The sequence below is a fragment of the Sorangium sp. So ce1335 genome, from assembly GCF_051521615.1.
GTDB lineage: Bacteria > Myxococcota_A > Polyangia > Polyangiales > Polyangiaceae > Sorangium.
This window is the reverse complement of record NZ_CP150363.1, coordinates 5,194,853-5,218,745: the sequence shown is the minus strand read 5'-3', so window position 1 is coordinate 5,218,745 and position 23,893 is coordinate 5,194,853. Positions and strand designations below refer to the sequence as shown.

Sequence of the window (23,893 nt, the reverse complement as noted above, 5' to 3'; positions counted from 1 at the left end):
GAGGGCGGAAACCTCTAGTGGCCAAGCAACAGCTCCTCCTGGTCGACGCGGATCCACGCAGCGTTCGGGTCCTCGAGGTCAGCCTGAAGAAGGCCGGTTACAGCGTGACCACCGCGAAGGACGGGGCGGACGCGCTCGCGAAGCTCGAGGTCTCCACGCCGGACCTGGTCCTCAGCGACACGCGCCTGCCGCACGTGGACGGGTACGCGCTCGTCCGCAAGATGAAGGAGCACGCCGACTGGGCCTCGATCCCGGTCGTCTTCCTCACGAGCCAGCGCTCCATCGAGGACAAGATCCGCGGGCTCGAGCTCGGCGTCGAGGACTACCTGACGAAGCCGATCTTCGTGCGCGAGCTCATCGCGCGCGTGACGCTGCTCCTCGCGCGGCGGACGCGCGAGGGAATCACGACGCGCCACTTCTCGACGACGGGGCGGACCCGGTTCTCCGGGTCGATCCTCGACATGAACGTCGTGGATCTGCTGCAGACGTTCGAGGTGAGCCGCAAGAGCGGCATCGTCCACCTGTCGCACGCGGACAACGAGGCGCAGGTCTACTTCCGCGAGGGCAAGGTCGTCGACGCGACGCTCGGCCGGCTCTGCGGCGAGGAGGCCGTCTACCGCGCGCTGCTCTGGAACGAGGGGACGTTCGAGGTCGAGTTCTGCAAGGTCGACAACCCCGACGTGATCGAGACGTCGACCCAGGGCCTGCTGATGGAGGGCATGCGCCGGGTCGACGAGTGGGGCCGGCTCCTCGAGGCGCTGCCGTCGCTGTCCACCGTGTTCGAGGTCGACAGCGAGGAGCTGCTGGAGCGGCTGAACGAGATCCCCGACGAGCTGAACGGGATCCTGCGCCTGTTCGACGGCAAGCGGACGCTGATGCAGGTGGTCGACGCGTCGCCGTTCGAGGATCTCTCGACGCTCTCGACCATCTCGAAGCTCTACTTCGAGGGGCTCCTGGTCCCGGCCGCCGCGCTGCCGCCCGACGACGTGGTGCCGAGCGAGCCGGACGCGGCGTTCCACGACGAGTTCTCGCCGCTCTCGTCGCCGTCGAGCGCGCGGCGCTCCCACCACCCCGAGGGGGGGCCGGGCAACGCCGGCGCCGACGACCTCGAGGACGCCGCCGTCGTGCCGGCGCCGCTGTCGAACCGGGTGTCGCCGGGGATGCTGCCGCGCTCCCGGTCCGGGCAGGAGATGCTCGCGCACCCGGTGGACCCCGACGCGGAGTCCTCGGGGCGCCCGGTGACGGCCCGCAGCGCGGTCCACGGGGCGATCGGCCGCCCTGCCGGCGCGGCGGCGCGAGCGGCCGGCGCGCAGGGCGGGCGGGCGCCGTCGGAGCCGCCGCGGAGCGTCGCGTCGGGCGCGGCGCGGGCGGCTGGCGCGCAGGGCGGGCGGGCGCCGTCGGAGCCGCCGCGAGGTGGTCTGTCGGCCGTCGCAGGGCGCGCGGGGGTCGCGGAGGGCGGGCGGGCGCCGTCGGAGCCGCCGCGGAGCGTCGCGTCGGGCGCGGCGGCGCGGCCGGGGGGCGCCGAGGGGGGTCGGGCGCCGTCGGAGCCGCCGCGCAGCGCCACCGCGGCCGTCGAGGCCGTCTGGGGGCGCGCGCGAACGGCGGTGGAGATCGACAAGGACACGACGCTCGCCAGCAGCGATGAGGCCCCGCTCACGCGACCTCTGGTGACGCCGCGCAGCTTCGCGCAGAAGCAGCGCGCCCCGGCGAGCGATAGGCCGCCGGCCTCGAGCCCTTTCGAGAAGCGGTTCCGCTCCTGGCCCCCCGACGCAGCGGCGCCGCCGCCCTCCCGGGTGCCCGCGACGCCGCCGCCGCTCCCGCCCGTGGCGCCGCCGCCCTCCCGGGTGCCCGCGGTGTCGCCGCCGCTCCCGCCCGCGGCGCCGCGCCCCGAGGCGGCGCCGGCCGCCGGCGATGAGCGCGCCGCGGCGGCATCGACGAGCCCCACGCTGCGGCCCCGCCCGCCGAGCGACGCGCCGCCGGCCGTCTCCATCCCGCGCGACGCGCCGCCCGCGCTGGCGCCGCCGCCCGCGCTGGCGCCGCCGTCCGGCGAGGCGCCGCCGTCCGGCGAGGCGCAGCCGTCCGGCGAGGCGCCGGCCGCGGAGCCGCGCGCGTCCGAGGCCGCCGCGCCGGCGCCGGACGGCGCGCCGGCCGGCGAGGCCCCGCCGGCGACCGTCGCGGCGCCGGACGACGCGCCTCCGAGCGAGCCGCTCAGCGAGAGCGAGCGCTTCTTCCTCCGCGCCGGGCAGGACCCGCCGCACAGGATGGCAGCGCGCGAGCCGTCGTCGACCGCCGAGGACACCGACACGACCGCCGGCGCCGTGGAGGCAACGCTCTGGGCGCCGCGCCAGGAGGCGCGCCGGGCCCGCGTCGCGCGGATCGTCGCCGGCCTCGTCACCGCGGCCGCGATCGGGGCGGCCGGCGTGTGGCTGATGCGCCAGGACCGGCACCCCGTGCCTTCCGCGCCGGTCGACCCGGCGCTCCAGGGGGAGCACCAGAGCCCGACCGCGGCGACGGCGTCGCCTCCCGCCGCGCCGGACCCGGAAGAGGATCCGAGCGACGCCGTCATCCCCGGGCTCTCCACCGCGGGCACCGCCGAACCCCCGGCTGACAAGCCGGCCGATCCCGCGGCGGGCGCGCCGACCGGGCCGGCTGCGACGAGCCCTGCCGCGCCGGCGACGCAGCCGGGCGGCCCGGCGACGGCCGGGCAGGCGTCACCGCCGGCGCAAGCGCCTCGATCGGCGCCGCCGGCGACCGCGCCCGCTGCGCCGGACGAGGAGGGCGGGCCCCTCTCGGCCCGCGTGATGCGCGCGCTGGAGTCCGGTCAGACCGGCAGGGCCGTGCAGCTCGCCCAGCAGCTGACGGCCGCCTCCCCGGGGAGCGCCACGGCGTGGCACCTCCGCGGCGCCGCGGAGCAGGCCGCCGGGCGCGGCGGGCGGGCGTCGTTCCGCAAGTGCGCCGAGCTGTCTTCGGCCGACTCGCCGCTCGGCGCCGAGTGCCGCGCGCTCGCAGGCATGCCCTGAGCCGCGGCCCGCGGGGCTCGCTCGTCCCGATCGCGCGGCGCGCGCGCCGCGGTCAGCGCGACCGCGACCTGAGCCGCGGTCAGCGCGGCCGCGACGTGAGCCGCGGTCAGCGCGACCGCGACCTGAGCCGGGGATCGAGGGCCAGCGCCGCGAGGTCGAGCACCACGGTGGCGAGCACGATCGCGGCCGCGGCGAAGAGCACCGTCCCGACGAGGAGCGGCCCGTCGCGGTTCTCCAGCGCCTCGACGGCCATGCTCCCGACGCCGGGCCAGCGGAAGATCCGCTCCGTGACGATCGCGCCGCCCGCCAGCGCGCCGAGATCGAGCGCGGCCAGCGTGGCGAGCGGCAGCAGCGCATTGCGCAGCGCGTGGACGACGAACGCGCGCAGGCGGGAGGCGCCCTTGGCCCGCGCGGTCCGGATGAAGTCCTGGCGGAGCAGCGCCCCGAGCTCCTCGCGAACGACGCGCGCGTAGAGCGCGCTGCCGAAGATGCCGAGGGTCAGCGCCGGCAGGACGAGCGAGCGCAGGTGATCGGCCGCGGTGACGCCGTACCCGTCGTAGGGCAGGAGCCGGAGCTTGTAGGCGAGCACGTACTGCAGCGCGGGGCCGATCACGATCGTCGGCGCGCTGGCGCCGAGCAGGGTGACGCCGAACGCCGCGTCGTCCCACGCCGTCCCGCGCCGGGCCGCGGCGACGAGGCCGAGCGCGAGCCCGAGCAGGAGCTGCACCGAGAGGGCGGCCAGCGCGAGCTCCATGGAGCGCGGCGCCTTCGCCACGAGCAGATCCACGACCGGCTTTCTGTAATGGAAGCTGTAGCCGAGATCGAGGTGAAGGCCGAGGGGCCCGGCCGCGCAGCTCCGGTGCTCCGGATCGCCGCGCGCGCCCGCGCGCGGGGCGGGCCCCGCTGGATCGGGGCCGAGGTGGACGAGCCGGCGCACGAACCGCGCGAGCTGCTCGGGGACCGGCCGATCCAGCGCGTAGATCGTCCGGACGCGGTCGACGTCGGCGGCGGACGCCTGCGGTCCGACGAGCATGCGCGCCGGGTCCCCCGGCAGGAGGTACGCGATCGCGAACGAGACGGCGGTGACCCCGGCGATCACGATCGCCGCCCACCCGAGGCGCCGGAGCAGGTGCGCGACCGCGGCGCCCACCGCGGCGGCGCGGCCCGCGCGAGCGGGGCTCGTCGCGGCGGTGCGGCGCGAGGGCGTGGCGCTCATCGCGGGGGCACGGCGCGGCCGGGCAGCGCGCGGAGCGGCGAGACGCGCGGCGGCGCGCCCGCGCGCGCGAGGCGGCCCGGCGCGGCCGGGTCGAGCCAGACGTCGTGGAAGCGCGAGGGGACCACGGCGGAGCCCTCGTAGCCGCGCAGGTACGGCTGCCAGACCTCGAGCATGCCCACCGTGTACGTTGGCACCCAGGGCGCGCGATCGCGGACGATGCGCTCGGCGCGGGCGTAGAGCTCGAGGCGCCGCGCGCGATCCTGCTCGGCGTGGGCGGCGTCGAGCGTTCGATCGAGCTCCTCGTCGCTGAAGAAGGCGAAGTTCTGCGACCCCTCGTCGCGGATGGCGCGCGACGAGAGCGTCGGCTCGAAGAAGCTGGCGGGGTCGGGGAAATCGGCCTGCCATCCGACCCAGCCCATGGGGACGGTGCGGCGCCGCGACGCCTCGGCGAGGTAGGTCGCCCAGCTCACGAGCCGCAGGCGCACGCGGAGGCCCACCTTCGCGAGCTGCTGCTGGAAGATCTCGCCGACCGCCTGCTCGAAGGTGTCCGGTACGGCGATGTACTCGATGACCCCCGGGTAGCCGCCCTTCCCGGTCGCCGGGTCGTACGCGTAGCCGGCGGCGGCCATCAGCGCGAGCGCGCGCGAGAGGTCGTGCTGGCGCATCGGCTCGTCGCTCGGGGGAGCCGGGATGGACGGCGGCAGCACGCGGTCGAGGACGAAGAGGTCGGGGCGCACCTTCTCGAGCACGGAGGGGTCGAGGGCGAAGGAGACCGCGCGCCGCACGGCGAGCCGGTCGAACGGCGCGAGCTCCGTGTTGAGGAAGACGGCGTTCGTCCTGCTCCGGGTCACCCAGCGCGTCGTCGCCTTCCACGCGGGGTCGGCGCGGTAGATCGCCACGTCGGTCGCCGTCAGATCGCGGAGGTAGTCGAGCTTTCCCTCCTCGAACTTGTAGCGCTGGGTCGACGCGCGCATCCGCGTCTGCCACTCGATGGCGTCGAGGAACGGCCGGCCCGGCCGGAAGTACCCCTCGTGCCGCTCGAGCCGGACGCCGGCGTCCTGGTCCCACCGCGCGACGCGGAACGGGCCGGCGCCGCACGGCGGGGGAGGGCTCGCCGCGTCGACGACGGCGCCGGAAGAGGGGCACACCGGCGCCATGAACGCGAGCGTCATCCGCGCCAGGAAGGTCGCGTCCGGCGCGCGGAGGTCGATCGCGACGGCGCTGTCGCCGAGCACCCGCACGCCGGCGAGGTGCGGCGCCGCGCCCTCCCGGTAGGCGGCGAACCCCTCGATCATGTCGTACTGGCTGGCGCCCGGGCTCGGCGTGCGGGGGTGCAGCGTCCGCTCGATCGAGCGCTTCACGTCGGCGGCCCGGAGCTCCGCGCCGTCGTGGAAGCGCGCGCCCTCGCGGAGCGTGAACACGTACGTCCTCCCGCCCCGCTCGACAGCGACGTCGCGCGCGAGCTCGGGCGTGACGTTCCCGTCCTGGTCCCACGTCACGAGGCGGGCGAAGACGAGCTCGGCGACGGCGCCCGAGACCTCGTCGTACGCGATCGCGGGGTCGAGCGTGCGGAGGTGGCCCGTCGTCGCGAGGCGCAGGGTCCCGCCGCGCACGGGCGCGCCGGGCGAAGGCTCGCCGCCCACGCCCGCGAGCGGCGGCTGCACGCCGCGCGGCGAGACGCCCCAGAGGAGCAGGAGCGCCGCGCAGGCGATGAGCAGATCGACCGGCAGGCGCCGCCCGCGCGGGAGCTCGGCGCCGGCGGGATCGAGCGCCTCGCGGAGCCCCTCGCCCGCGCGGTGGAAGCCGAGCACGGTGATCACGATGAAGAAGCCGGGCGCCGCGACGAGCAGCGGCTTCACCTCGAGGCTGGGCACCGCCTCGTGCAGCATCCGGCCCCACGTGGCGGTCGGCGGCTGCACGCCGACGCCGAGGTAGCCGAGCGTGCCCTCGGCGAGGATCATCTGCCCGGCGCCGAGCGTCGCGACCGCGAGCAGCGTGCCGCCGACGTTCGGCAGGACGTGGCGCCGGACGATGTGCAGCGTGCCGGCGCCGAGCGCGCGCGCCGAGGCCACGAAGTCGCGCTGGGCGAGCTCCAGCGTCTTGACCCGGACGACCCGCGCCACCCAGGTCCACCCGGTGAGGCCCAGCACGAGCAGGATCGTCCCCACGTCGGAGCGCCCCACGGCGACGCCGATCGCGGTCACGAGCAGGAGGTAGGGCAGGGCGAGGATCACGTCGATGATCCGCAGGAGCGCGCCGTCGAGGGCGTCGAGCCGCGTGCCGCTGGCCATGCCGGCGGCGACGCCGACGAGCGCGCCGAGCCCCGTGGCGAGCGCCGTGGACGCGAGCGCGACGCCGAGCGAGAGCCGCGCGCCGTGCGCGAGGCGCGCGAGGAGATCGCGGAACAGCGGGTCGGTCCCCAGCCAGTGGGCGGCCGACGGCCCGGGCGGCGCGCCGAAGGCGTCGCGGGACAGGCTGAAGTCGCTCGCGTTCGGGTCGTGGCCGACGACGGCCGGCCCCAGGGCGGCGAACAGCGCGAGCAGCGCGACGATCGCGAGGCCGATCAGCGCCGACCGGTCCGCGAGCAGGCGCGCCGCCGCGGCGTCGCCGAGGAGCGCCCGGGCGAAGCGCCGGCCCGCGCGCGCGGGCGCGAGCCGGGCAGAGCGATCCATCACCGCTTCCCCTCGGAGCGATCCATCACCGCTTCCCCTCGGAGCGATCCATCACCGCTTCCCTTCGAGGAACTGCGTCGCGAGCGCGACGAACTCCTCCGGCCGCTCCTCGTGGGGCGAGTGCCCCGCGTCCATGATCTCGAGCATCGCGCCGGAGATCTCGCGGGCCAGCCGCTGCGCGCTCGCCGCCGGGAAGATGCGGTCGTCGCGCCCCCACACGACGAGCGTCGGCGCCGTGACCCGGGTGAGGCGCGCGACGACGGGGCGCGCGTCGAGCACCGCGCGCAGCACGGCGTGGGCGCTCTCGCGCGCCGAGGGGGCGTTGAAGAGGTCGTAGTGCCTGTCGATGCGCGACATCGGCACCGCGGCGTCCGCCCGGAAGACGTCGTCGCGGAAGAACGACCGGAACGTCCCGCGGCCGTGGAGCTGCTTGAAGAAGATGCCGCCCACGACCGGCAGGAGCGGGAGCTTCATCCTGAAGCGCTTCGGGAACGGGTAACAGAGCGCGTCCTCCAGGACGAGCCGCTGGACGAGCTCCGGGTGCTCGGCCGCGAGCGTGATCGCGATCGCGGCGCCCATCGCGTGGCCGACGACGTGCGCCCGGCCGACGCCGAAGGCGGCGATGAGGTCGGCCATGGCCTCGGCGAACGTCTCGATCCCGTAAGCGTACCGCGCCGGGCTCGGCTTCTCGCTCTCGCCGAACCCGGGGAGATCCGGGGCGATGACGTGGAAGCGCTGGGCCAGCGCGTCGATCACGTCGTCGAACTCCAGGTGGCTGACGAGGAAGCTGTGGATCAGGAGCAGCGCCGGGCCGTTGCCGGCCCCGGCGACGAGGACCCGCATCCTGACCCCCCGGGCGGTGACGTCCCTGATGACGCGTTCGACCGGTCGGGGAGCGGCAGGCGGGGCCGCGCCCCGACCCTCGCTGGCGAGGGCCTTGGCCATGGTGCCGACGAGACTATCAGCCCTTTTGTCTGAATTGGCCGATGTGTGTCAGGGTAAGGGCGATGCCGCTTCACGAGCCTCCCCGCGCGCCGGGCGCCCCCTCGCGCGCACCCATTGCCCCCGGCACCCCGCTTTTCCCGCCTGCCCCCAGGCTTCGCGACGTGCGGAGCGGATCGACGCGCCGTCCCGACGGACGAAAAATGTCCGAGGCGTGTCGAGAACCCCAGGAAAGCACCGCGTCCCACGACAGCCACACAATAATCGTAGTCGCGTCAATTGACTGTATTCCATTCAGTGGAATAGAGTCGCCCGCGTCGGTTGGGTAGGGCCTCCGGCAATCGATGGGAGGACCGGTGCAGAGGATCCCCGAGGACGTGCTGGAACGCCTTGAGCGCGAGCACGCCCAGGGGATCACCTCGAGCGATATCCTCGAGCTGTTCGCATCGCACGGCATCAAATTCAGCGAGGCGACGCTCCGGAAGTACGTGCAGCTCGGCCTGCTCCCGCGCAGCGTGCGCGTGGGCCGCAAGGGCAAGCATCAGGGTTCGCAGGGGATGTATCCGGCCACGGTAGTCCGCCAGGTTCAGCGCATCAAAGAGATGATGGCCCAGGACTACACCATCGAAGAGATCCAGCGTGAATTCCTGTTCGTGAGAGGTGATATCGAGGAGCTCGAGCGCACGATGGCCAAGGTCTTCAATGCGCTCAGGGAAGCTGCCAAGGAGAGGCGGAGCGAGACGAGCGGCAGGGCGATCGCCCAGGACCTCGCGAGCGCGGAGACGCTCGCGCGGGAGCTCGTCGCGAAGCTTTCGTTGATAGAAGAGCGCTTGATGGCGCAAGCGCGGCTCACGAAACAGGCGGCCTCGTCGTAAGGGGCCGAGTCGCGGGATCTTCGTTGATGTGCATGGGGCCGCGGGCGCGGCCCCTCCTGGGTGTGGTGTACCGACGGGACGGGCGTCAGCTCGTTTCGTCGTAATTTTTCAGGGACGGCATCCGGCGTTACGTCGGGCAGGGAGCGGTGATCTTCGCGCTCGAGCTGGGACTCGGGACGTGGAGGGAAACGCGCGCGCTTGAGAGCGGAGACGCTACCAAACGGAGGCAGCGCATGGCGACGGTGTCTGAGAGCGAGCTCGAGATCTTCGGCCTGGACGGTTCGGATGCAGTGGGCGGCGAGTGCGACCCGGCCGGCTCGAACGAGCCAGTCGTGGAGGGCGCGCTCGCGCTCCAGGTCGATCCCGCGGCGTCCGGGAACTCCATCACGCGCGAGCAGCGCAGGTCCCGGCGCAAGCGCGAGATCCGGGCGCGGACGATCAGCGTCAAGCGCATGACGAAGCGCGAGCTGGAGATCGGCCGGATGCTCTATCCGGAGACCGATTATTACAAGCCGCGCACCCGCGCCGAGTGCGTCGACGGCCCGCGGCCGTGCCCGTACGTCTCGTGCCAGCACCACCTCTATCTCGACGTGTCCGCCAGGACGGGCGCGATCAAGCTGAACTTCCCCGATCTCGAGGTCTGGGACATGAACGAGACGTGCGCGCTCGACGTCGCCGACCGCGGCGGCACGACGCTGGAGGACGTGGGCGCGATCATGAACCTGACCCGCGAGCGCATCCGCCAGGTCGAGGTCAAGGCGCTCGCGAAGCTAGAGGCGCTGAAGGACATGATGGCGCTCCGCGACTACGTCGACGAGGGCCCTGTCGGCAAGCGCCGCCTCCCGGTGCTGACCCAGCCCGAGGAGGACGAGGACGAGGACGAGGTCGCGCTCGACGAGGACGAGGACGCGGCTGTCGACGCCGACGCCGACGCCGAGGACGAGGGCGTCGAGGCGACGCACGCCGAGCGGACGGCCGGGATCGAGGACGCCGGCGACTTCGACGGCGGGGAGTGATCAGTCGGGCCGCGCCTCCACGGTCACGATCGCGTCCGCGCCGAGGGCGCTCGCCAGGAAGGCGCGCCACGTGGCGAGCGTGGCCTTCGCCGGGGGCGTGCGGGCGGCGCGGCCGGTGAAGAGGTTGATGAGACGGCGCCGCGGCTCCGCGAGCGCGTCGCGCTCGCGCCGGGCGACGAGGGCCTCGGCGCGGCCGAGATCGGCGTCGGTGACCCGCTGCGCGAGGCCGGCGAGGAGCTGCTTCACGCGCTCCGTCGCCTCGTCGAGCTCGGGGCCGGGAGCCCGGATCTCCACCGCGAGCGCCGCCGCGCGCGTGCCGCCGAGGAGACGGGCGCTCGCGCGCGCCGCGAGCTGCCGCCGCGGGGCGCCCGCGTCCGCCGGCGGAGAGGCCGGCGCGGAGGCGGCGGAGGGCGCCGGCGCGGAGGCCGACGCTGTCGCCGGAGCGGCGAGCGCCGTCGCGAGCAGGCCGTCCGCCCCGTTCAAGGCGGCGACCGTGAGCTCGGCGAGCTCGCGCGCCGTGGACGCGGCCTCGCGCGCGGCCGGGAGCCGCGCGCCGACGACGGCCTGCGCGAGGGCCGTCCCCGCTGGCAGGCGGGCGTCGTGGTGACCGGGACGGGGCACGACGGCGCCGTCCGGTGAGCCGCACGTGCGCGGCGCGAGCCGCGGCGCGAGCCAGCGCTCGGCCGCCTCCGCCGCGGCGGCCGCCTGGGCGGCGTCGGCGTTCGCGAGGACGGCGATCCGGAGCGGGCCGGTCGCGAGCGCCTGCCAGCGGAGCTGCACCGTCTCGAGCGCGCTGCTCGCCACCCGGTCCCAGACGCCGAACGGCTCGATCCAGGACGGGTGGTCGGGCGCGATCGCGGAGGCGAACGCCTCGAGCGCCGCGGCCCGACCGCCGGAGAGGCGCTCCAGGTGCTCGAGCGCCGCGGCGCGCGCCTGCGTGAGCGCGTCGGGGCCGAAGGTCGTCGCCGCGATCGTGCGCGCGGCGGCGCTCGCCACGCGGCGCCCGAGCTCGGCCGGCGTCTCGCGGTCGTCGCGGAACGGCGCGTGCGCGATCACCCCGACGGCGTCGGCCGTGATCCAGGGCTCGATCGTCACGTCGAGCTCGCGCCGCCGCGTCTGCACGGCCGCGAGCGCGGCGAGCGCCGTGGCGCCGGCGTCGTACAGCCCCTCCTCGGCGACGCCGCACGGGCTCGCGAGCAGCACCCAGACCTCGCCCTGCCCGCGCTCGACGAGGGCGCGCCGCTCGAGCGCGGGCTGCGCGCCCGCCGCGAGCGCGCGCGAGAGCTCGGCCTCGAAGGTGCGCGCGCCGGCCTCCCCTGGCGCCGCGGGCCGCGGCGGCTCGGCGCTCGGGGCGACGCCGAGCGCCGTCGCCCAGCGCTCCGGCGGCGCGTTCGGCGCGCTCCCCGAGAGCGCCCACCAGGCGGCCCGCGCGCCCGCGTCGCGCGGGTCCTGCGCGGTGAGGATCTGCCGCGTGACGATCGCGGGGCCCGGCGGCGCGGCGAGGCCGCGGCGGATCTCCTGCCGCGCCACCGCGGCCGCGAGCGCCGCCGAGGCCTCGACGGTCGGGGCCGCGGGCAGGTCGGACGCCTCGATGGTCACGCTCACGCAGCCGCCGCGCGGGCGGGCGACGCCGAGCACCTCGACGGTGCGGAACGGGGAGGGGAGCGCCGAGAGCCGCGCGCGCAGCGCCGACCCCGGCGCGCCGAGCCGCTCCGCCGCGGCGACCGCCGCCTGCGGGCTCGCGACGCGCGCGGCCACGGTGACGCGCGCGGCGCGCCGCTCGAGCTGGTTCGTCGCGTACACGCCGATCGTGTCCGCCGCCGGCCACGCGTCCGCGGGCGGGCCGCCGGCGGGCCAGCCGTCGATCCCCTCGGCCGCGCGCGCGGCCTCCGCGCAGAACGCGGCGGGGCCGACCGCGGCGATCGAGGTGCGGCCGGCGTGGAGCGCCGCGGCGCGCCAGGCCTCGAGCTCGCGCGCGCCCGCGGGCGTCGCCAGATCGACGACGGGCTCGGCGCCCGCGAGGCCGAGCCGGCCGGTGCACGCGGCGATCGGCGAGAGCTCCGGGGCGTCGAGCGGGGTCGCCCGGAGCGCCTGCACGCGCTCGATCGCGCGGGCGACCTCCGGGCTGCCGGCGACGATGGGCTGCGCGAACGCCGCCGACAGCGCGCGCAGGAACGGCGCGACGCGCGCCGCGTCCTTGACGAGCAGGCGCACGCGGAAGGCGCTGCGATCGATGCGCGCGTCGACGTCGAAGCCGGCGGCGAGCAGCCGCGCCTCGACCACGGTGGCGAGGGCCGTCGTTGCGACGGAGCCGAGATCGGTCGCGACCGACGCGACGAGCGCGGGCGCGGGGTCGCCGTCGCGCGAGACGAGCGTGAGCCGCGGCCGGGCCTCGAGGTTGCGCACCTCGATGCGCCCGACGCTGCCGTCGGGCGTCGAGACGAGGGCGTTCTCCGGCGACGGCGCGGCGCCGCGCGTCGCGCCGGCGCAGGCCGCGAGCAGGACGAGCGGCAGCGGGAGCGCGGGCCTCAGGGAGCGCATGCGTCGTCGACCGGGAGCGGCGCGTCCTCGGCCTGGAAGTCGGCCGGGCAGCGCGGGGCGATCTTGAAGCCGTAGAAGTAGGTGAGCACGCCGGTGACGGAGCGGAACGACGCGCCGGCCGCGAGGGGGGGGCCCTGGGCCTCGAGGTCGTAGAGCTCGTTCGACAGGCTCGGGACGTCGGCGGCGGGCACGCCGGCGCCGACGTTGATGGCCGCCGTGTAGCGGCCCCCGCTGCTCCTGGGGTCGCCGGCGATCGTGATGCCCTCGACGCGCACGAGCATGCCGATGTACCTGCGGGCGGACGCGTAGCTCCTCAGGTCGTCGAGCGGCACCCGCATCGGCCTCGGGGGGCGATCCTCGAAGCGGAAGCTCAGGGTGCCGCCGATCTCGGGCAGGGTGCGGCAGTCGCCGAACCGGCCCGACGAGGGGCCGAGGAACTCGGTGAGCACGCCGCTCAGATCGACAGCGTCGCCGGGGACGAGCCGCAGGTCCGGCGGGCTGAACGCGGGCTGGAAGACCGTCATGCCGGAGTAGGCGACCGGCTCGTCGGCGAGGTCCTGCACGTAGTGGTTGCCGTGCGCTCCCTCGCCGGTCTCGTCGAAGCGGTCGATGGCGACGAGGGCGACCCCGGTGACGTGGGCGCGGCGATCGGGCGGCACTGCGCAGCGCTCGCTGTCCTCGTCGTCCGGGTCGAGCCACGCGGCCTCGCCGACGAGCTCCGCGATGCGCGCGCCGCCGCCGCGCTCGTCGGCGAGCGGGATCGACGGGGCGTCGCCGTTGCCCCCGCCGCACGCGGCGAGCAGCGGGGCGGCGGTCACGACGACCACGGCCGGGAGGGCGGAAGAGGTGCGGAGCGATCGGGCCATCCTCTCCGGCTCATACCACAGGGCGGACGGACGCCGAGCCCCCTTCGGGCGCCTCGATCGCCGGGCCCTCCTGTGCGGGGCGCCTCACGCCGCAACGCGCGCGTCGGACAGCATCGCCTCGAGGCGGCTCTGGATCTTGTGACGCTTCGTGTAAACGGTCTTCACGCTGATGTGCATCCGCTCGGCGATCTGCTCCGGGGGCAGGCCCTCGCCGAAGTAGAGCGCGACGAACTCGCGGTCCTTGTCGGAGAAATCGTGGAGCACCTGCCCGACGATCGCGGCGCGCTCGCGGCGCTCGGCGTGGTCCTGCGGGGAGGGGCGCTCGCAGGGGAGCTCGACGGCCGCGTCGTCGAGCGGGGCGCAGCGCAGCGCGCGGCGGGCGCCGCGCAGGTGGTCGTAGGCGCAGTGGACGGCGAGCGTGCCGATCCAGGAGCTCAGCCGCGCGCCGCGGTCGGCGTCGAAGGTCCGCAGCTTGCGCTTGTCGTTCGAGATCAGCTGCATGAGCAGCGTCGCGTGGATGTCGCGGATGTCGTCCTGCGCCACCACGGCGGAGAAGCGGGCGATCACGCCGCTGATGCAGCGGTGGACCAGCCTGTCGTACCTGGCGTGGAAGGCGCGCCAGGCGCGCTCGTTCCCCGCGATCATCTCCTTCACGAGCGCCCCTTCGGCGACGTCGCCGAGGTCTTCCGAGCATCCCTTACCGCAATGAGGCAGGTCGTTGGACATGCCGGGGCCATGTGCACCCGACATGCCAGCGCCGGCGACGCCGGATCGACGGGCGGCGCGGCGGCGATGTGCCGCCGTGAGCCTGTGGCCGTACCTCGTGAGCTGTTAACGAGGGTTCACTGCCCTCCGAGCACGCAGCGCAAGGGGGCAGGCGCGGACGGCGGCGCCGCGCCGCCCGTCGAGCGCCAGCGAGACGCCGGAGGATTTGATGTGCGGTGCGGCGTGAGAGCGTGCCTCGAAGGACATGCCGGACTCGGTTGTTCGAAGCCGGCGAGACATTCACTCTCCTGTTCGCGTCGGGAGGCATGTGGTCGTGGGGACAGGGCGCCCGAGCGGGCCGGCGGCGAGCCGAGGGCGCGCTCGGCCAGGCGCCGGCACGCCGGCGCGGGGCGCAGCGTGAGCCGGGCGCCGCCCCGAGGCCGGCGCCCGCCGGCGGCATGGAAAAATCCAGCCCTGCGCCCGGGCGCGGGGTCGCTCCGGCGGCGCCGAGCGCATCGGGTCTGCGCGCGACCCTGTTTCGGGTTATGGACGGATCGTGCTTTCCGGTCGCGCCCTCGCCCTCGCGGTCCTCGCGTGGTCGTTCCTCAAGGTCGCGGTGCGCCGTCTGTTCGACGGTCCGAGCGGCCTTGCGCTCTTCCACGAAAACTACGACGCCGATCGCCTGCCGCCCCTCTCGCCCGCCGAGCGCGCGGCCCTGCCGGGCTTCTCCCGCTGCATCGCGTGCGGGCGCTGCGACCTCGGGGAGGCCGAGCGCATCGCGGCGTCCGGGGGGGCCTACCCCGGCCTCATGACCGTGGTGCTCGCGTCGTCGCGGAGCATGCCGGACTTCGACGCCGCGGCGCTCGCGCTCGCGCACGTGCCGGAGGCGGTGCTCGCCGAGAAGGAGCGGATCTGCCCGACCGGCGTGCCGTTCCGCGGGCTGGCCAGGTTCGTGCGGTCCAAGGCCAGCGCCCAGGCGCCCCTGTCCGCGAACGGGGAGGGGGGCGACCCGGCCGCCCTGGCCCTCGTCGCCGCGGTGGCCCCGCCCGCGGCCGCCCTCGACCCCTCGTCGGCCGACCGCGCCGCGCCCGAGGCGCTGTGATGACGCCGCAGGGACACCGGGTCGCGGCGAGGGCGCTCGCCTTCCTGCTGCTCTTCTGCACCCCCGCCTGCTCCGCGCACCAGCCGGTCGCGCCCCGGACGGGCGGCGACGCGCCGATGGCGCGCACCGTCGCGCCGAGCACCCCGCCGGTGCCCCGGCCGGGCCGCGTGGAGGACGACGACGCGGACGAGGACGACGGCCGCATCTCGACGCCTGTCGCGCCCGCGAGCGCCAGGAGCGCGAAGAAGGGGGTCCCGATCCAGCGCGGGCGCGCCACCTACTACGCCGACAAGTTCAACGGCCGCGCCACCGCGAGCGGGGAGCGGTACAACCCGCGCGCGCTCACCGCCGCGCACCGGACGCTCCCCTTCGGCGCGCTCGTCGACGTGATCCGCCGGGACGGCCGCCGCGTGCGCGTCCGGATCAACGACCGCGGCCCGTTCAAGCGCGGCAGGATCATCGATCTGTCGCGCCGGGCGGCCGAGCGGATCGGGCTGATCAAGGACGGCGTGACCGACGTGACGCTCGAGCTCATCTGGAAGCCCACACGGCGGCCGCGCCGCTGACGCGCGCGGCGGCCCCGACCCGGCGGCCGCGCTGACGCGCGCGGCGGCGCCGGGCGCGGGGGCCGTCACTGCACGAGGCTGAGCCGCGGGGCCGCGGCGAAGGCGGCGAGGTGGCCGCTCTCCTCGGCGACGTAGACGTCGCACCGCTCGTCGACGCGCAGGAGATCGGGGATGAGGTCGGTCGGCACCTTGCCGAGCAGCGCGCCGTCGCGCGGCCGGACCACGTGCACCTCGCTCTGCGGCACGAACAGCGCGCCCGAGCGGAGCACCGGCTCGAGGCGCCGCGGCCTGTCGCCCTCGACCCCGCCCGCGATGACGTGCCGGTACCGGACCGCGCCGTCGTGCGCGCCGACCCCGACGATCTCGCCCGCCTCGCTGTTCACCACGACGACATCGTCGACCATGAGGCACGAGGCGGTCGCCGCGCACGCGGTCAGATCGAAGCGCGTCGCCCCGGTCCGGCGGTCGAGGCCCACGAGCCCGGTGCCGCGCCGCCCGTGGGTCACGACGCACACGGTCTCGGGCCCGAGCAGCGGCGCGCCGACCGGCGCCACGTGCTTCGGCAGGTCGACCGTCCACCGGGCCTCGCCGGACCACGGGTCGAGGTGGTGCAGCCGCGCCCCGCCGCGGCCGACGAAGGCGCCGTCGCCGGCCAGCGCGAAGAGCGCGTCGTGATCGACCGCCACCGGCGACGCGAACGGGAGCCTGTCGCAGAAGCGCCAGACGACCTCGCCGCTCAGCACGTCGAGCGCCACGAGCGCCGGCTCGCCGCTGCCGACGACGACGAGCTTGCCCGCGCGGCGCAGCCGGAAGTTCTCGCCGCGGCGCGCGGCGTAGCGCCAGCGCACCTCGCCGGAGTAGAGGTCCACCGCGGCGAGGTGGCGCGTCCCCTCGCTCACGATGAGCATCCGGGGCAGCCCGGGGGCGCTCACCACCGCGCCCGAGGCGTTCGCGCCGACGCGCGGCGAGAGGCGCGTCGACCAGGCGACCTCGCCGGTCGCGAGCTCGTGGAGCTGCAGCGTGCCGTCGGGCAGGAGCCGGCCGAGGCCGACCGGGGTCATCACCGAGACGGCGCGCGGCGTCGGCTTGCGCCACAGGCACTCGCCGGTGCGCCGGTCGATGCAGGTGAGCTCGCGCGTCGAGCCGACGACGAGCACGTCGCCGCAGAGGAAGGTCGCGCGCAGGTCGAGCGACGGGATCGCCGCGATCCACCGGGCCGTGAAGCGCAGGCGCGTCCGCCCGAAGGTGTCCTCGGCCGCGGCCTGGGGGCGCGCCGCCGCGGCGAAGGCGCGGTACGTCTCCGGGGCGACGTTGATCTTCGCGTCGTTGCGCGTCAGCTCGCGGAGCCGCTCGGCGAGCTCGCGCACGCGCGCGCGGAACTCGAACAGGCGCAGGTTCGACGTCTGCCCGCGGTCGCGGCGCACGAGGCTGCGCGCGAGCGCCCGCCCGAACGCGACGACGCCCTGGGCGAGCGCCGCGACGTCGACGGCCGGGAAGGTCCAGGTCTGCGCCCGGTCCTCGGCGGCCGCGAACGCCGAGCCGCGGCCCGGGCCGAGCGCGCGGGGGTCGGCGGACGCGGCGCGGCCGACGCGGGGCACGCCGAGCGTGAGCGACAGCGCGCCCTCGCTGTGCAGGCGCACGCCGAGGATGGCGCCGCCGACGGTGAGCCGCCGGTGGTACGGCTGCCGCCGCGCCCACGCGTCGAGCGACTCGAGCGAGAGCGACGCGAGCTGCTCGGCGAACGGGAAGATGAAGACGTCGGGCAGCTCGCGCGCCTCCTCGCCCACGAGCACGCGGATCTTGCCGCGGAAGAGGAGCGAGAAGAGGTCGGCCCGGAGCACGGCCGGCTGCGCGGCGGCCGCGCCCTGCGACGGGCGCAGGAGCGCCTCGGCCGCGATGACGATCGGGATCTCGCCGGTCGGCTCGACGCCGACGATGGCGGGCTCTCCCCCCGGCTCGTCGTCCGAGAACGGGAGGGCCGCGGCGAGGGCCCTGCGCGCGGCGGGGAGCCGGTGCTCGCCGAGCACGCCGCGCTCGGCGTCGTTGTCGGCGAGGGCGGCGTCGCGGCGCAGGGCCGAGCTCCTCGGCGGGGCGAGCCGGTCGATGGCCGCGAGCAGGCGCGCGCAGAGCGCGTCGCCCTCGAACCGCCGCTCGTGCAGGGCGATCTCGGGCACGTCGCCGCCGTGGAAGACGGTGACGAGCAGGTCGCGGCCGACGCGCTCCAGGCCGAGCTCCCAGGGGTCGGGCTCGAGGCACAGGCGCACGACGGCGCGGGCGCGGCGTCCGGCGGCGAGCTCCGCGGCGGCCTCGGCGAGGTCGCAGAGCAGCGGCAGCGCCTCGGTCTCGGCGCGTAGCGGCAGCGCCGCTTCATCGAGCGGAGGGGGCGTGTTGCGCGCCCCCTCCAGGACGAAGTCGAGCAGCTCGTGCAGCGACGTGCGCTCGGGCTCCGGTGAGCATCGGGTGGTGTCGGCGACAAGAGACAGTCCGGGCATCCGTTGCGGGATGCTAGGCAGGGCGGAGCCGGGTCCTAAGTTTTGTGCGCGGATAGCCGCGGAGTGGACAAGCGGGTGGCACCTGACTAGACAGCGCCGCCGCCGGGGGCCGCCGGTGCTTCCGCGCTCGAGGAGCGCTGCGGTGGGAGGGCGGCTCGGGTACGCTGGCGCGCGCCGCGCGGATTGGTGGGCAATCCAACCGGACGTGCAACACTCCGCACCCCGAGCGCCATGTCTCCCGAAAGACCGCCCCATTTCTCGATGCTCCGGTCGTTCGCGCTGGCCGACTTCGTCACGCTGGCGAACGCGGCGAGCGGCACGCTGAGCATCCTGCTCTGCCTGAACTACGTGGCCGAGCGCGAGCGCATCTACATCTGGGTGGCCTTCGGGCTCTTGCCGCTCGCGCTCGCGTGCGACGTGCTCGACGGGACGATCGCGCGCTGGCGCCGCAAGCACTCGCCGCTCGGCGCCGATCTCGACTCGCTCGCCGACGTCGTCTCGTTCGGCGTGGCGCCCGCGGTGCTCGGCTACGCGCTCGGCCTGCGCGGCCCGTGGGACGCCGCGGCGCTCGTCTACTTCGTCGCGTGCGGGATCAGCCGGCTGGCGCGGTACAACGTGACGGCGGCCGAGCTGTCGGACGAGCGCGGGAAGGTGCGTTATTACGAGGGAACGCCGATCCCCACGAGCCTGCTCATCGTGCTGCTCTTCGGGGTGCTCTTCGCGATGGATCGCGTGCACGAGCAGCTCTGGCTCGGATCCATCGCGCTCGGCCCCTGGGCGTTCCACCCGCTCAGCCTCGTCTACGTCGTGAGCGGCAGCGCGATGGTCAGCGGGACGCTCCGGATCCCGAAGCCGTAGCGGGGAGGGTGGCGCGCCGAGCGGGCCTCTCCGGCTGCAGCCGACAGGGCTCCTCGCTCCTGGCTCGCTCGTCGCCGCCTTGCCTCTCGTCGAGCCCCCGGGCACGCTCCTGTCATGGGCCAGCCCGGCGAGAAGCCCCGCCGCGCGACGTACGCCGATCTCGAGGCCGTCCCGCCAAACAAGGTGGCGGAGCTCATCGGGGGCGTGCTGCACGTGCTGCCCCGGCCGGCGCCGCCACACGCACGGGCGTCGTCGCGGCTCGGCGTCAAGCTGGGGGGCCCCTTCGATCTGGGCGAAGGCGGACCCGGCGGCTGGCACATCCTGGACGAGCCCGAGCTCCACTTCCCGGATCCGGCGTCCCCGGGGGATGTGGAGGCCGTTGTTCCCGACCTCGCGGGCTGGCGCGTGGAGCGCATGCCCGAGCTGCCGGAGACGGCCTTCTTCCCGCTCGCTCCGGACTGGGTCTGCGAGGTCCTGAGCCCCTCGACCGAGGAGCATGACCGCGAGGAGAAGATGCCGGTCTACGCGCGCGAGGGCGTGCGGCACGCGTGGCTGGTCGACCCGATCGCGCGGACGCTCGAGGTCTTTTCGCTCGTGCCCGGGCGCGGATGGGCGCCTGTCGCGACCCACCGGGACGCCGCACGGGTCCGGATCGAGCCCTTCGACGCCATCGAGCTCGACCTCTCCCTGCTGTGGGTGAAGTAGCGGGCGGCGCGCAGCCTCCCACAGTCCCTGGTCGCCCTTCGATCCCTCGATCCTGGCCGCTGTCATGCCGCGGCGAGGCAGCGCCGCCCGCGCGCCGCTCACGGTCGCTCTCGATCGCGGGCAGCGGCCGGCGATAGACTGTCGCGATGCGACCCTGCAGGAGCTGTGGTGCCGCGCTGGAGGCGAGTGGTCATGGGGGGGTCACATGTCCGCGCTGCGGCGCCGAGAACCCCGCCGTCCGCGGTACGGCCGCGCAGCCGCCCGCGCCTGCCCCGGGCCCGTCGAGGGCGGTGAAGGCGCTCCTCGCCGTGGGGATGGCGGCGGTGGGCGCCGGCTTCGCGGTGATGTTCTTCGCGCGCGTCGAGCCGCCCAGGGAGACGCCGTCGCGCGCGCGCCAGCTCTCGACGCAGCTCGACGCCCTCTGCTTCGTGGACGCGAACGGCGACGACGCGCCCGACCCGGTGCTGTGGCAGGACGGCAAGACGCGCGGCCGGGTCGTGGCCGTCGACGGGCGCAGCGGGCAGGGGCTCTGGTCGTCGCAGGAGTTCGAGCGGCCGGAAGCGCTCGCCTGCCCGGACCAGCGCACGGTGCTCGCGGGCGGCGGGGAGGAGAGCCGGCTGCGCGCGCTCGACGCCCGCACGGGCAAGGAGCGCTGGGCGGCGAGCCTGCCCGCGGTGCCCGACGAGGTAGCCGGCGGCGACGGCTGCGCGACCGTCGTGATGAAGGACGGCGCGGCGATGGGGATCGCGCTCGCGGGCGGCGAGGCGGCCGACTGCCCGACGGCGCCGGCGCCGGCGACGATCACGGGGCACTTCTGGGAGCGCAAGAAGAACCCCCGCGTCGTGCAGATCGGCGACGTGGAGGTCGCCCTCTCCGCGCCGGCCGAGGGGACGCCGCGGCTCGCCGCCGAGGGGCGGCGCGGCGGCGCGTCGCTCTGGAAGCGGGATCTCCCGGCGCGCGCGCCGGTCTCCGGCGGGCGGCCGGACCTGTTCCTCGTCGCGAGCGGCGGCGCCGCCGTGGTGCTCGGCGTCGACGTCGCCGGCGGCACGGAGCCGCGGATCATCGCCCTCGACCCGGCGTCCGGGGCGAGCCGGTACGATGTCGCGGCGGGCTACCTCGGCGAGCGGCTCCTCGTGGCGAAGGCCTCGGGCCCTTACGTGTACATCGTGAGCGGCGCCGCCGTGAGCGGCGCCGCGCTGCGCGCGATCGACCCGGCGACCGGAGCCACCGTGTGGCGCGCGACCCCGCCGCCTCCGTGATCCGGCGCGGCGCGGCGGGCGTGCTCAGCACAGGCAGCCGACGCGGCGGGCGCGCTCAGCCAAGGAGAGCCGGCGCGGCGGGCGCGCTCAGCAGAGGCAGCCGACGAACGTGCCCGAGAACAGCGGCCGCTCCATGACCACGGCGCCGCACGTCGGGCACATGTCGCCGAGCTTGAGCTCGCGGGGCGGCGGCGCCTGCTTCGACGGCTTCGTCGCCGGCGCGCCCGCGGCGGCGGCGGTCACGGCGAGCGGCTGGAACTCCACGATCGACACCCGCGAGAACCCCTGCCGCGGCGTGGCGCTGCGCTGCGGGGAGGCCAGGAGATCCTGCTTCGTGCGGACCGGCAGGATCGGCCTCGACATGTTGATGTACGCGAGCTCGGACGTGTAGAGCGCCGGATCGAGCATGCGCGGGTCCTCGGGCTGGACGATCCCGTGCTGGAAGGCCTCGATCAGCATGTCGATGTCCGTTCGCGCGTTGCGGTTGCGGGCGGCGTCGACGAGGAACAGGCCGTTGCCGTAATAGGCAGCGTTGAGCCAGAACCCGGTACCCGCGGTGTGGTAGCCGCCGGTCGCCCACTTGTAGCCGCGCAGCGAGCGGACGTGCGTGGTCAGCGCGTTCGCCAGCGCGTAGGACGTCATGCCCAGGGGCAGCAGGCTGACGAGCGCTGCCGGATGGAAGTTCAGGCAATCGCTGCAGCAGACAGGCACAGTCGGCACGAGCGCCTGCGCCGGGTCGATGCAAACCTGGACTTCCGATTCGCTGCGATAGCAGCCGGTGAAACAGGAGTGCCGCTCGACGGCGGCCAGGAGCGCGGCGGGAAGTGCCATGCGAGCAACTATACCGTCCACGAGGGCGCATGGCTGCCGCCGCGAGCCGCAGCGGCGCCGTCGCCGCGCGCTGTCCGCGACGCGTGATGACGACGCTGGACGATGAGCCCAGGCGTTCGAAACGTCCGCGCGGCCGCGTGCGTCCACACGCGGCCTCGTCGCCGCGCTGGCGGCCACCGCCACGACCTTTTGCGTGTCGTCACGAGCTCTTGGGCGTCGTCATGCGCGTTCATACGCCGCGACACGCGTCGACGCGCTCTGACGCGCTCTGACGCGCTCTGACGCGCTCTGACGCGCTCTGACGCATGATTGCAGCCAGGCGAGCGCAATTGCGTCCTTCGTGTGCCTGTCACAGGATCGCCGCACGTGGCGAAGGCCGTACAACAAGAACGCATGTTTCGCTGGCGATTCGTCCGCGATGGAGCGCGGCCGGAGGAGCGCGCGATGCCGGCGCGGGCGGGCGCCGCCTCCTCCTGCCGGCCGGTGCGCCGCGCGCTCGCACGGGCGGCGTGACGGGGCGCAGGCGCGCGCTGCTCGTCGCGCTTGCCGGCGCCCTCTCGGCGCTGCTGCCGGCGCTCGCGCTCTCCGGGTTCACGGTCGACGACGCCCTGATCACGGCGCGCTACGCGCACCACCTCGCGCGCGGGCTCGGTTACCGCTTCAACGCAGCGGGGCCGGTGACCGACGGCGTGACGCCGCTCGGGTGGGCGTTCGTGCTGGCGCCGTTCGCGGCCGCCGGCCCGCTCGCCGCGCTCGCGGCCGCCAGGGTGATCGGCGTCGCGGCGTGGACGCTCGCCGCCGGGGCGCTGGCGCTCGCGGTGGACCGGTGCTCCGGTCGGCCTGCCCGGTTCGCGGCGCTCCTGCTCGTGCCGGCGTCGGCCCCGCTCGGCGCCTGGAGCGTGGCGGGCATGGAGACGGGCGTCGTCGCGGCGCTCGGCGCGCTCGCCGTCGCGCTGCCGGCGCTCGGCAGGGCCCTCGCCGGCGCCGCCTGCGCCGGGGTCGCGGCGGCGCTCCGGCCGGAGCTCCTGCCGTTCGCGCTCGTCGTGGCGCTCGCGGCCCAGGCGGCCCCGCGACGCGGAGGCGAGAGGGGGGCGACGCCGCGAGGGGGACACGAGGACGGGGGCGAGGCGACGCCGCGAGGGGAACACGAAGGCAGGGGCGAGGCGACGCCGCGCCCTTCGCCGCCGGCGTGGGCCCGCGCGCTCGCCGCGCTCGCGCTCGCGGGCGCCCCCTTCGTCGCCGTGGCGCTGACGCGGCTCGCGATCTTCGGGCGCGCGGCGCCCCTCGCCGCGCTGGCGAAGGCGCCGGACGCGGCGCTCGGCGCGCGCTACGCGCTCGCGTGCTTGCTGCTGACCGGGCCGGTTGCGCTCGTCGCGCCGCTCGCGTGGCGCGCGCTCCCGGCGTGGCCGCGCGGGCTGCTCGCGGCGGTGGCGGTCCACTTCCTCGCCGTCGCGGCGGCCGGCGGCGACTGGATGCCGCTGTCGCGGCTCGTCGTCCCCGCGCTGCCCGCGGTCGTGCTCGCGGCGGCCCACGTCGCCTCCGTGGCGGACGCGCGCGTCACGGCGCCGCGGATCGCGCTCGCGCTCGCGGGTGAGCTCTTCGTGATGGCGCGGGTCGGGCCGACCGCCGCGCGCGTGGGCGCCGAGCGGCTCCGCGTCGTCGAGGAGCTCCGCGGCGCGCTCGCCGGGGCCGAGGTCGTCGCGGCGCTCGACATCGGCTGGCTCGGGGCCGCGACGGGCGCGACCCTCGTCGACCTCGCCGGGGTCACGGACCCGGCGATCGCCGCGCTGCCCGGCGGGCACACGACGAAGCGGATCCCCGGCGCGCTGCTCGACGCGCGCGGGGTGGACGCGCTCGTGCTGCTGCTCGCGGAGGGGCAGGCGCTCGCGTCGCCCTGGACCGCGTCGCGGTTCGCGCGCGGGGTGGAGCAGCGCCTCGCGCGCCTCCCGGGCGCCGGCGAGGCGTTCGCCCCCGTCGCGGTGAGCGGCGTCCCGCACCTCCGGTACGTGGTGCTGCGTCGCACAGGCGCGGAGAGCGCAGGCGCTGCGCCGCGCTGACACGCGCGCCGGCGAGGTGCGCGCCCGTGCGCCGGCGCGTGAAACGCGGAGCGTCGATCAGCGCGCCGGCGACGTGAGCCGGCTCGCGCGCCGCGCGCGTCGGCGCAGGCGGCAGTGGACGGCGGACGCGCGTCGCTGGCACGCTGTGTAGAAGCGGCAGAGCGCCCGCC

The 23,893-nt window shown here is 75.9% G+C and carries 17 protein-coding genes; 9 read left to right on the top strand and 8 right to left on the bottom strand.

Translation table 11 applies throughout. The features are described from left to right. Window positions 1-17: 17 nt before the first annotated feature. On the top strand, window positions 18-3,020 hold the full coding sequence (locus WMF24_RS19125) for a response regulator (RefSeq protein WP_437737864.1): 3,003 nt from the start codon (window positions 18-20) through the stop codon (window positions 3,018-3,020). 106 nt (window positions 3,021-3,126) lie between these two features. Here WMF24_RS19125 and WMF24_RS19120 read toward each other — a convergent pair whose 3' ends face one another. The 3 genes from WMF24_RS19120 to WMF24_RS19110 are packed head-to-tail and all read right to left on the bottom strand — an operon-like array spanning window position 3,127 to window position 7,853. Then, complete coding sequence (locus WMF24_RS19120) at window positions 3,127-4,236, bottom strand: ABC transporter permease (protein WP_437737863.1); 1,110 nt, start codon at window positions 4,234-4,236, stop codon at window positions 3,127-3,129. Then, window positions 4,233-6,908: an ABC transporter substrate-binding protein gene (locus WMF24_RS19115; RefSeq protein ID WP_437737862.1), complete on the bottom strand. Its 2,676-nt coding sequence runs from the start codon at window positions 6,906-6,908 to the stop codon at window positions 4,233-4,235. Before WMF24_RS19115 ends, WMF24_RS19120 begins: the two co-directional genes overlap by 4 nt. Window positions 6,909-6,959: 51 nt before the next feature. Continuing rightward, a complete protein-coding gene (locus WMF24_RS19110) occupies window positions 6,960-7,853 on the bottom strand; it encodes an alpha/beta fold hydrolase (RefSeq protein WP_437737861.1) in 894 nt (297 codons plus the stop codon). 353 nt (window positions 7,854-8,206) lie between these two features. Between WMF24_RS19110 and WMF24_RS19105 the strand changes: the two genes are divergently transcribed. Together WMF24_RS19105 and WMF24_RS19100 are read left to right on the top strand one after the other, a co-directional pair. After that, a complete protein-coding gene (locus tag WMF24_RS19105; protein WP_437737860.1) occupies window positions 8,207-8,725 on the top strand; it encodes a MerR family transcriptional regulator in 519 nt (172 codons plus the stop codon). A 233-nt stretch (window positions 8,726-8,958) separates the two neighbouring features. Then, window positions 8,959-9,741 (top strand): sigma factor-like helix-turn-helix DNA-binding protein, encoded by a 783-nt coding sequence (locus tag WMF24_RS19100; protein ID WP_437737859.1) that lies wholly within the window; start codon window positions 8,959-8,961, stop codon window positions 9,739-9,741. Here WMF24_RS19100 and WMF24_RS19095 read toward each other — a convergent pair whose 3' ends face one another. The 3 genes from WMF24_RS19095 to WMF24_RS19085 all read right to left on the bottom strand — a co-directional run bounded on the left by WMF24_RS19095 (window position 9,742) and on the right by WMF24_RS19085 (window position 13,874). After that, window positions 9,742-12,282: a hypothetical protein gene (locus tag WMF24_RS19095; protein WP_437737858.1), complete on the bottom strand. Its 2,541-nt coding sequence runs from the start codon at window positions 12,280-12,282 to the stop codon at window positions 9,742-9,744. Next, window positions 12,270-13,148, bottom strand: coding sequence for a hypothetical protein (locus tag WMF24_RS19090; protein ID WP_437737857.1), 879 nt, complete (start codon window positions 13,146-13,148; stop codon window positions 12,270-12,272). Before WMF24_RS19090 ends, WMF24_RS19095 begins: the two co-directional genes overlap by 13 nt. An 84-nt stretch (window positions 13,149-13,232) precedes the next feature. Beyond that, a complete protein-coding gene (locus tag WMF24_RS19085) occupies window positions 13,233-13,874 on the bottom strand; it encodes an RNA polymerase sigma factor (RefSeq protein WP_437737856.1) in 642 nt (213 codons plus the stop codon). 535 nt (window positions 13,875-14,409) lie between these two features. On the opposite strand from WMF24_RS19085, the gene WMF24_RS19080 reads away from it, so the two are divergent. Further along, complete coding sequence (locus tag WMF24_RS19080) at window positions 14,410-14,955, top strand: hypothetical protein (RefSeq protein ID WP_437737855.1); 546 nt, start codon at window positions 14,410-14,412, stop codon at window positions 14,953-14,955. Then, a complete protein-coding gene (locus tag WMF24_RS19075) occupies window positions 14,955-15,521 on the top strand; it encodes a septal ring lytic transglycosylase RlpA family protein (protein ID WP_437737854.1) in 567 nt (188 codons plus the stop codon). The genes WMF24_RS19080 and WMF24_RS19075 overlap by 1 nt, the downstream gene beginning before the upstream one ends. Before the next feature lie 65 nt (window positions 15,522-15,586). Here WMF24_RS19075 and WMF24_RS19070 read toward each other — a convergent pair whose 3' ends face one another. Beyond that, on the bottom strand, window positions 15,587-18,013 hold the full coding sequence (locus tag WMF24_RS19070) for a PQQ-binding-like beta-propeller repeat protein (protein ID WP_437737853.1): 2,427 nt from the start codon (window positions 18,011-18,013) through the stop codon (window positions 15,587-15,589). Window positions 18,014-18,244: 231 nt separating this feature from the next. Between WMF24_RS19070 and WMF24_RS19065 the strand changes: the two genes are divergently transcribed. The 3 genes from WMF24_RS19065 (at window position 18,245) to WMF24_RS19055 (ending at window position 20,835) form a co-directional block, all read left to right on the top strand. Beyond that, window positions 18,245-18,871: a CDP-alcohol phosphatidyltransferase family protein gene (locus WMF24_RS19065; protein ID WP_061617996.1), complete on the top strand. Its 627-nt coding sequence runs from the start codon at window positions 18,245-18,247 to the stop codon at window positions 18,869-18,871. Between the two features lie 114 nt (window positions 18,872-18,985). Then, entirely contained in the window at window positions 18,986-19,576 is a 591-nt protein-coding gene (locus WMF24_RS19060) for a Uma2 family endonuclease (RefSeq protein WP_437737852.1), read from the top strand. Between the two features lie 290 nt (window positions 19,577-19,866). Further along, window positions 19,867-20,835 carry an outer membrane protein assembly factor BamB family protein gene (locus tag WMF24_RS19055; protein ID WP_437737851.1) on the top strand — a complete coding sequence of 323 codons (969 nt, stop codon included), beginning with the start codon at window positions 19,867-19,869 and terminating at the stop codon, window positions 20,833-20,835. Window positions 20,836-20,922: 87 nt separating this feature from the next. Here the strand turns inward: WMF24_RS19055 and WMF24_RS19050 are convergent, their stop codons facing one another. Next, the gene (locus tag WMF24_RS19050) at window positions 20,923-21,666 is read right to left on the bottom strand and encodes a hypothetical protein (RefSeq protein ID WP_437737850.1); all 744 of its coding nucleotides are present in this window, start codon (window positions 21,664-21,666) and stop codon (window positions 20,923-20,925) included. 509 nt (window positions 21,667-22,175) lie between these two features. Between WMF24_RS19050 and WMF24_RS19045 the strand changes: the two genes are divergently transcribed. After that, on the top strand, window positions 22,176-23,723 hold the full coding sequence (locus WMF24_RS19045; RefSeq protein ID WP_437737849.1) for a hypothetical protein: 1,548 nt from the start codon (window positions 22,176-22,178) through the stop codon (window positions 23,721-23,723). The last annotated feature ends 170 nt before the right edge of the window (window positions 23,724-23,893 follow it).

Excerpts from the sequence above, each read along its gene's own strand:
- WMF24_RS19120 (WP_437737863.1), bottom strand. The coding sequence starts at position 4,236 with ATGAGCGCCACGCCCTCGCGCCGCACCGCCGCGACGAGCCCCGCTCGC.
- WMF24_RS19115 (WP_437737862.1), bottom strand. The coding sequence starts at position 6,908 with ATGGATCGCTCTGCCCGGCTCGCGCCCGCGCGCGCGGGCCGGCGCTTC.
- WMF24_RS19110 (WP_437737861.1), bottom strand. The coding sequence starts at position 7,853 with ATGGCCAAGGCCCTCGCCAGCGAGGGTCGGGGCGCGGCCCCGCCTGCC.
- WMF24_RS19100 (WP_437737859.1), top strand. The coding sequence starts at position 8,959 with ATGGCGACGGTGTCTGAGAGCGAGCTCGAGATCTTCGGCCTGGACGGT.
- WMF24_RS19095 (WP_437737858.1), bottom strand. The coding sequence starts at position 12,282 with ATGCGCTCCCTGAGGCCCGCGCTCCCGCTGCCGCTCGTCCTGCTCGCG.
- WMF24_RS19090 (WP_437737857.1), bottom strand. The coding sequence starts at position 13,148 with ATGGCCCGATCGCTCCGCACCTCTTCCGCCCTCCCGGCCGTGGTCGTC.
- WMF24_RS19085 (WP_437737856.1), bottom strand. The coding sequence starts at position 13,874 with ATGTCCAACGACCTGCCTCATTGCGGTAAGGGATGCTCGGAAGACCTC.
- WMF24_RS19075 (WP_437737854.1), top strand. The coding sequence starts at position 14,955 with ATGACGCCGCAGGGACACCGGGTCGCGGCGAGGGCGCTCGCCTTCCTG.
- WMF24_RS19070 (WP_437737853.1), bottom strand. The coding sequence starts at position 18,013 with ATGCCCGGACTGTCTCTTGTCGCCGACACCACCCGATGCTCACCGGAG.
- WMF24_RS19065 (WP_061617996.1), top strand. The coding sequence starts at position 18,245 with ATGTCTCCCGAAAGACCGCCCCATTTCTCGATGCTCCGGTCGTTCGCG.
- WMF24_RS19060 (WP_437737852.1), top strand. The coding sequence starts at position 18,986 with ATGGGCCAGCCCGGCGAGAAGCCCCGCCGCGCGACGTACGCCGATCTC.
- WMF24_RS19050 (WP_437737850.1), bottom strand. The coding sequence starts at position 21,666 with ATGGCACTTCCCGCCGCGCTCCTGGCCGCCGTCGAGCGGCACTCCTGT.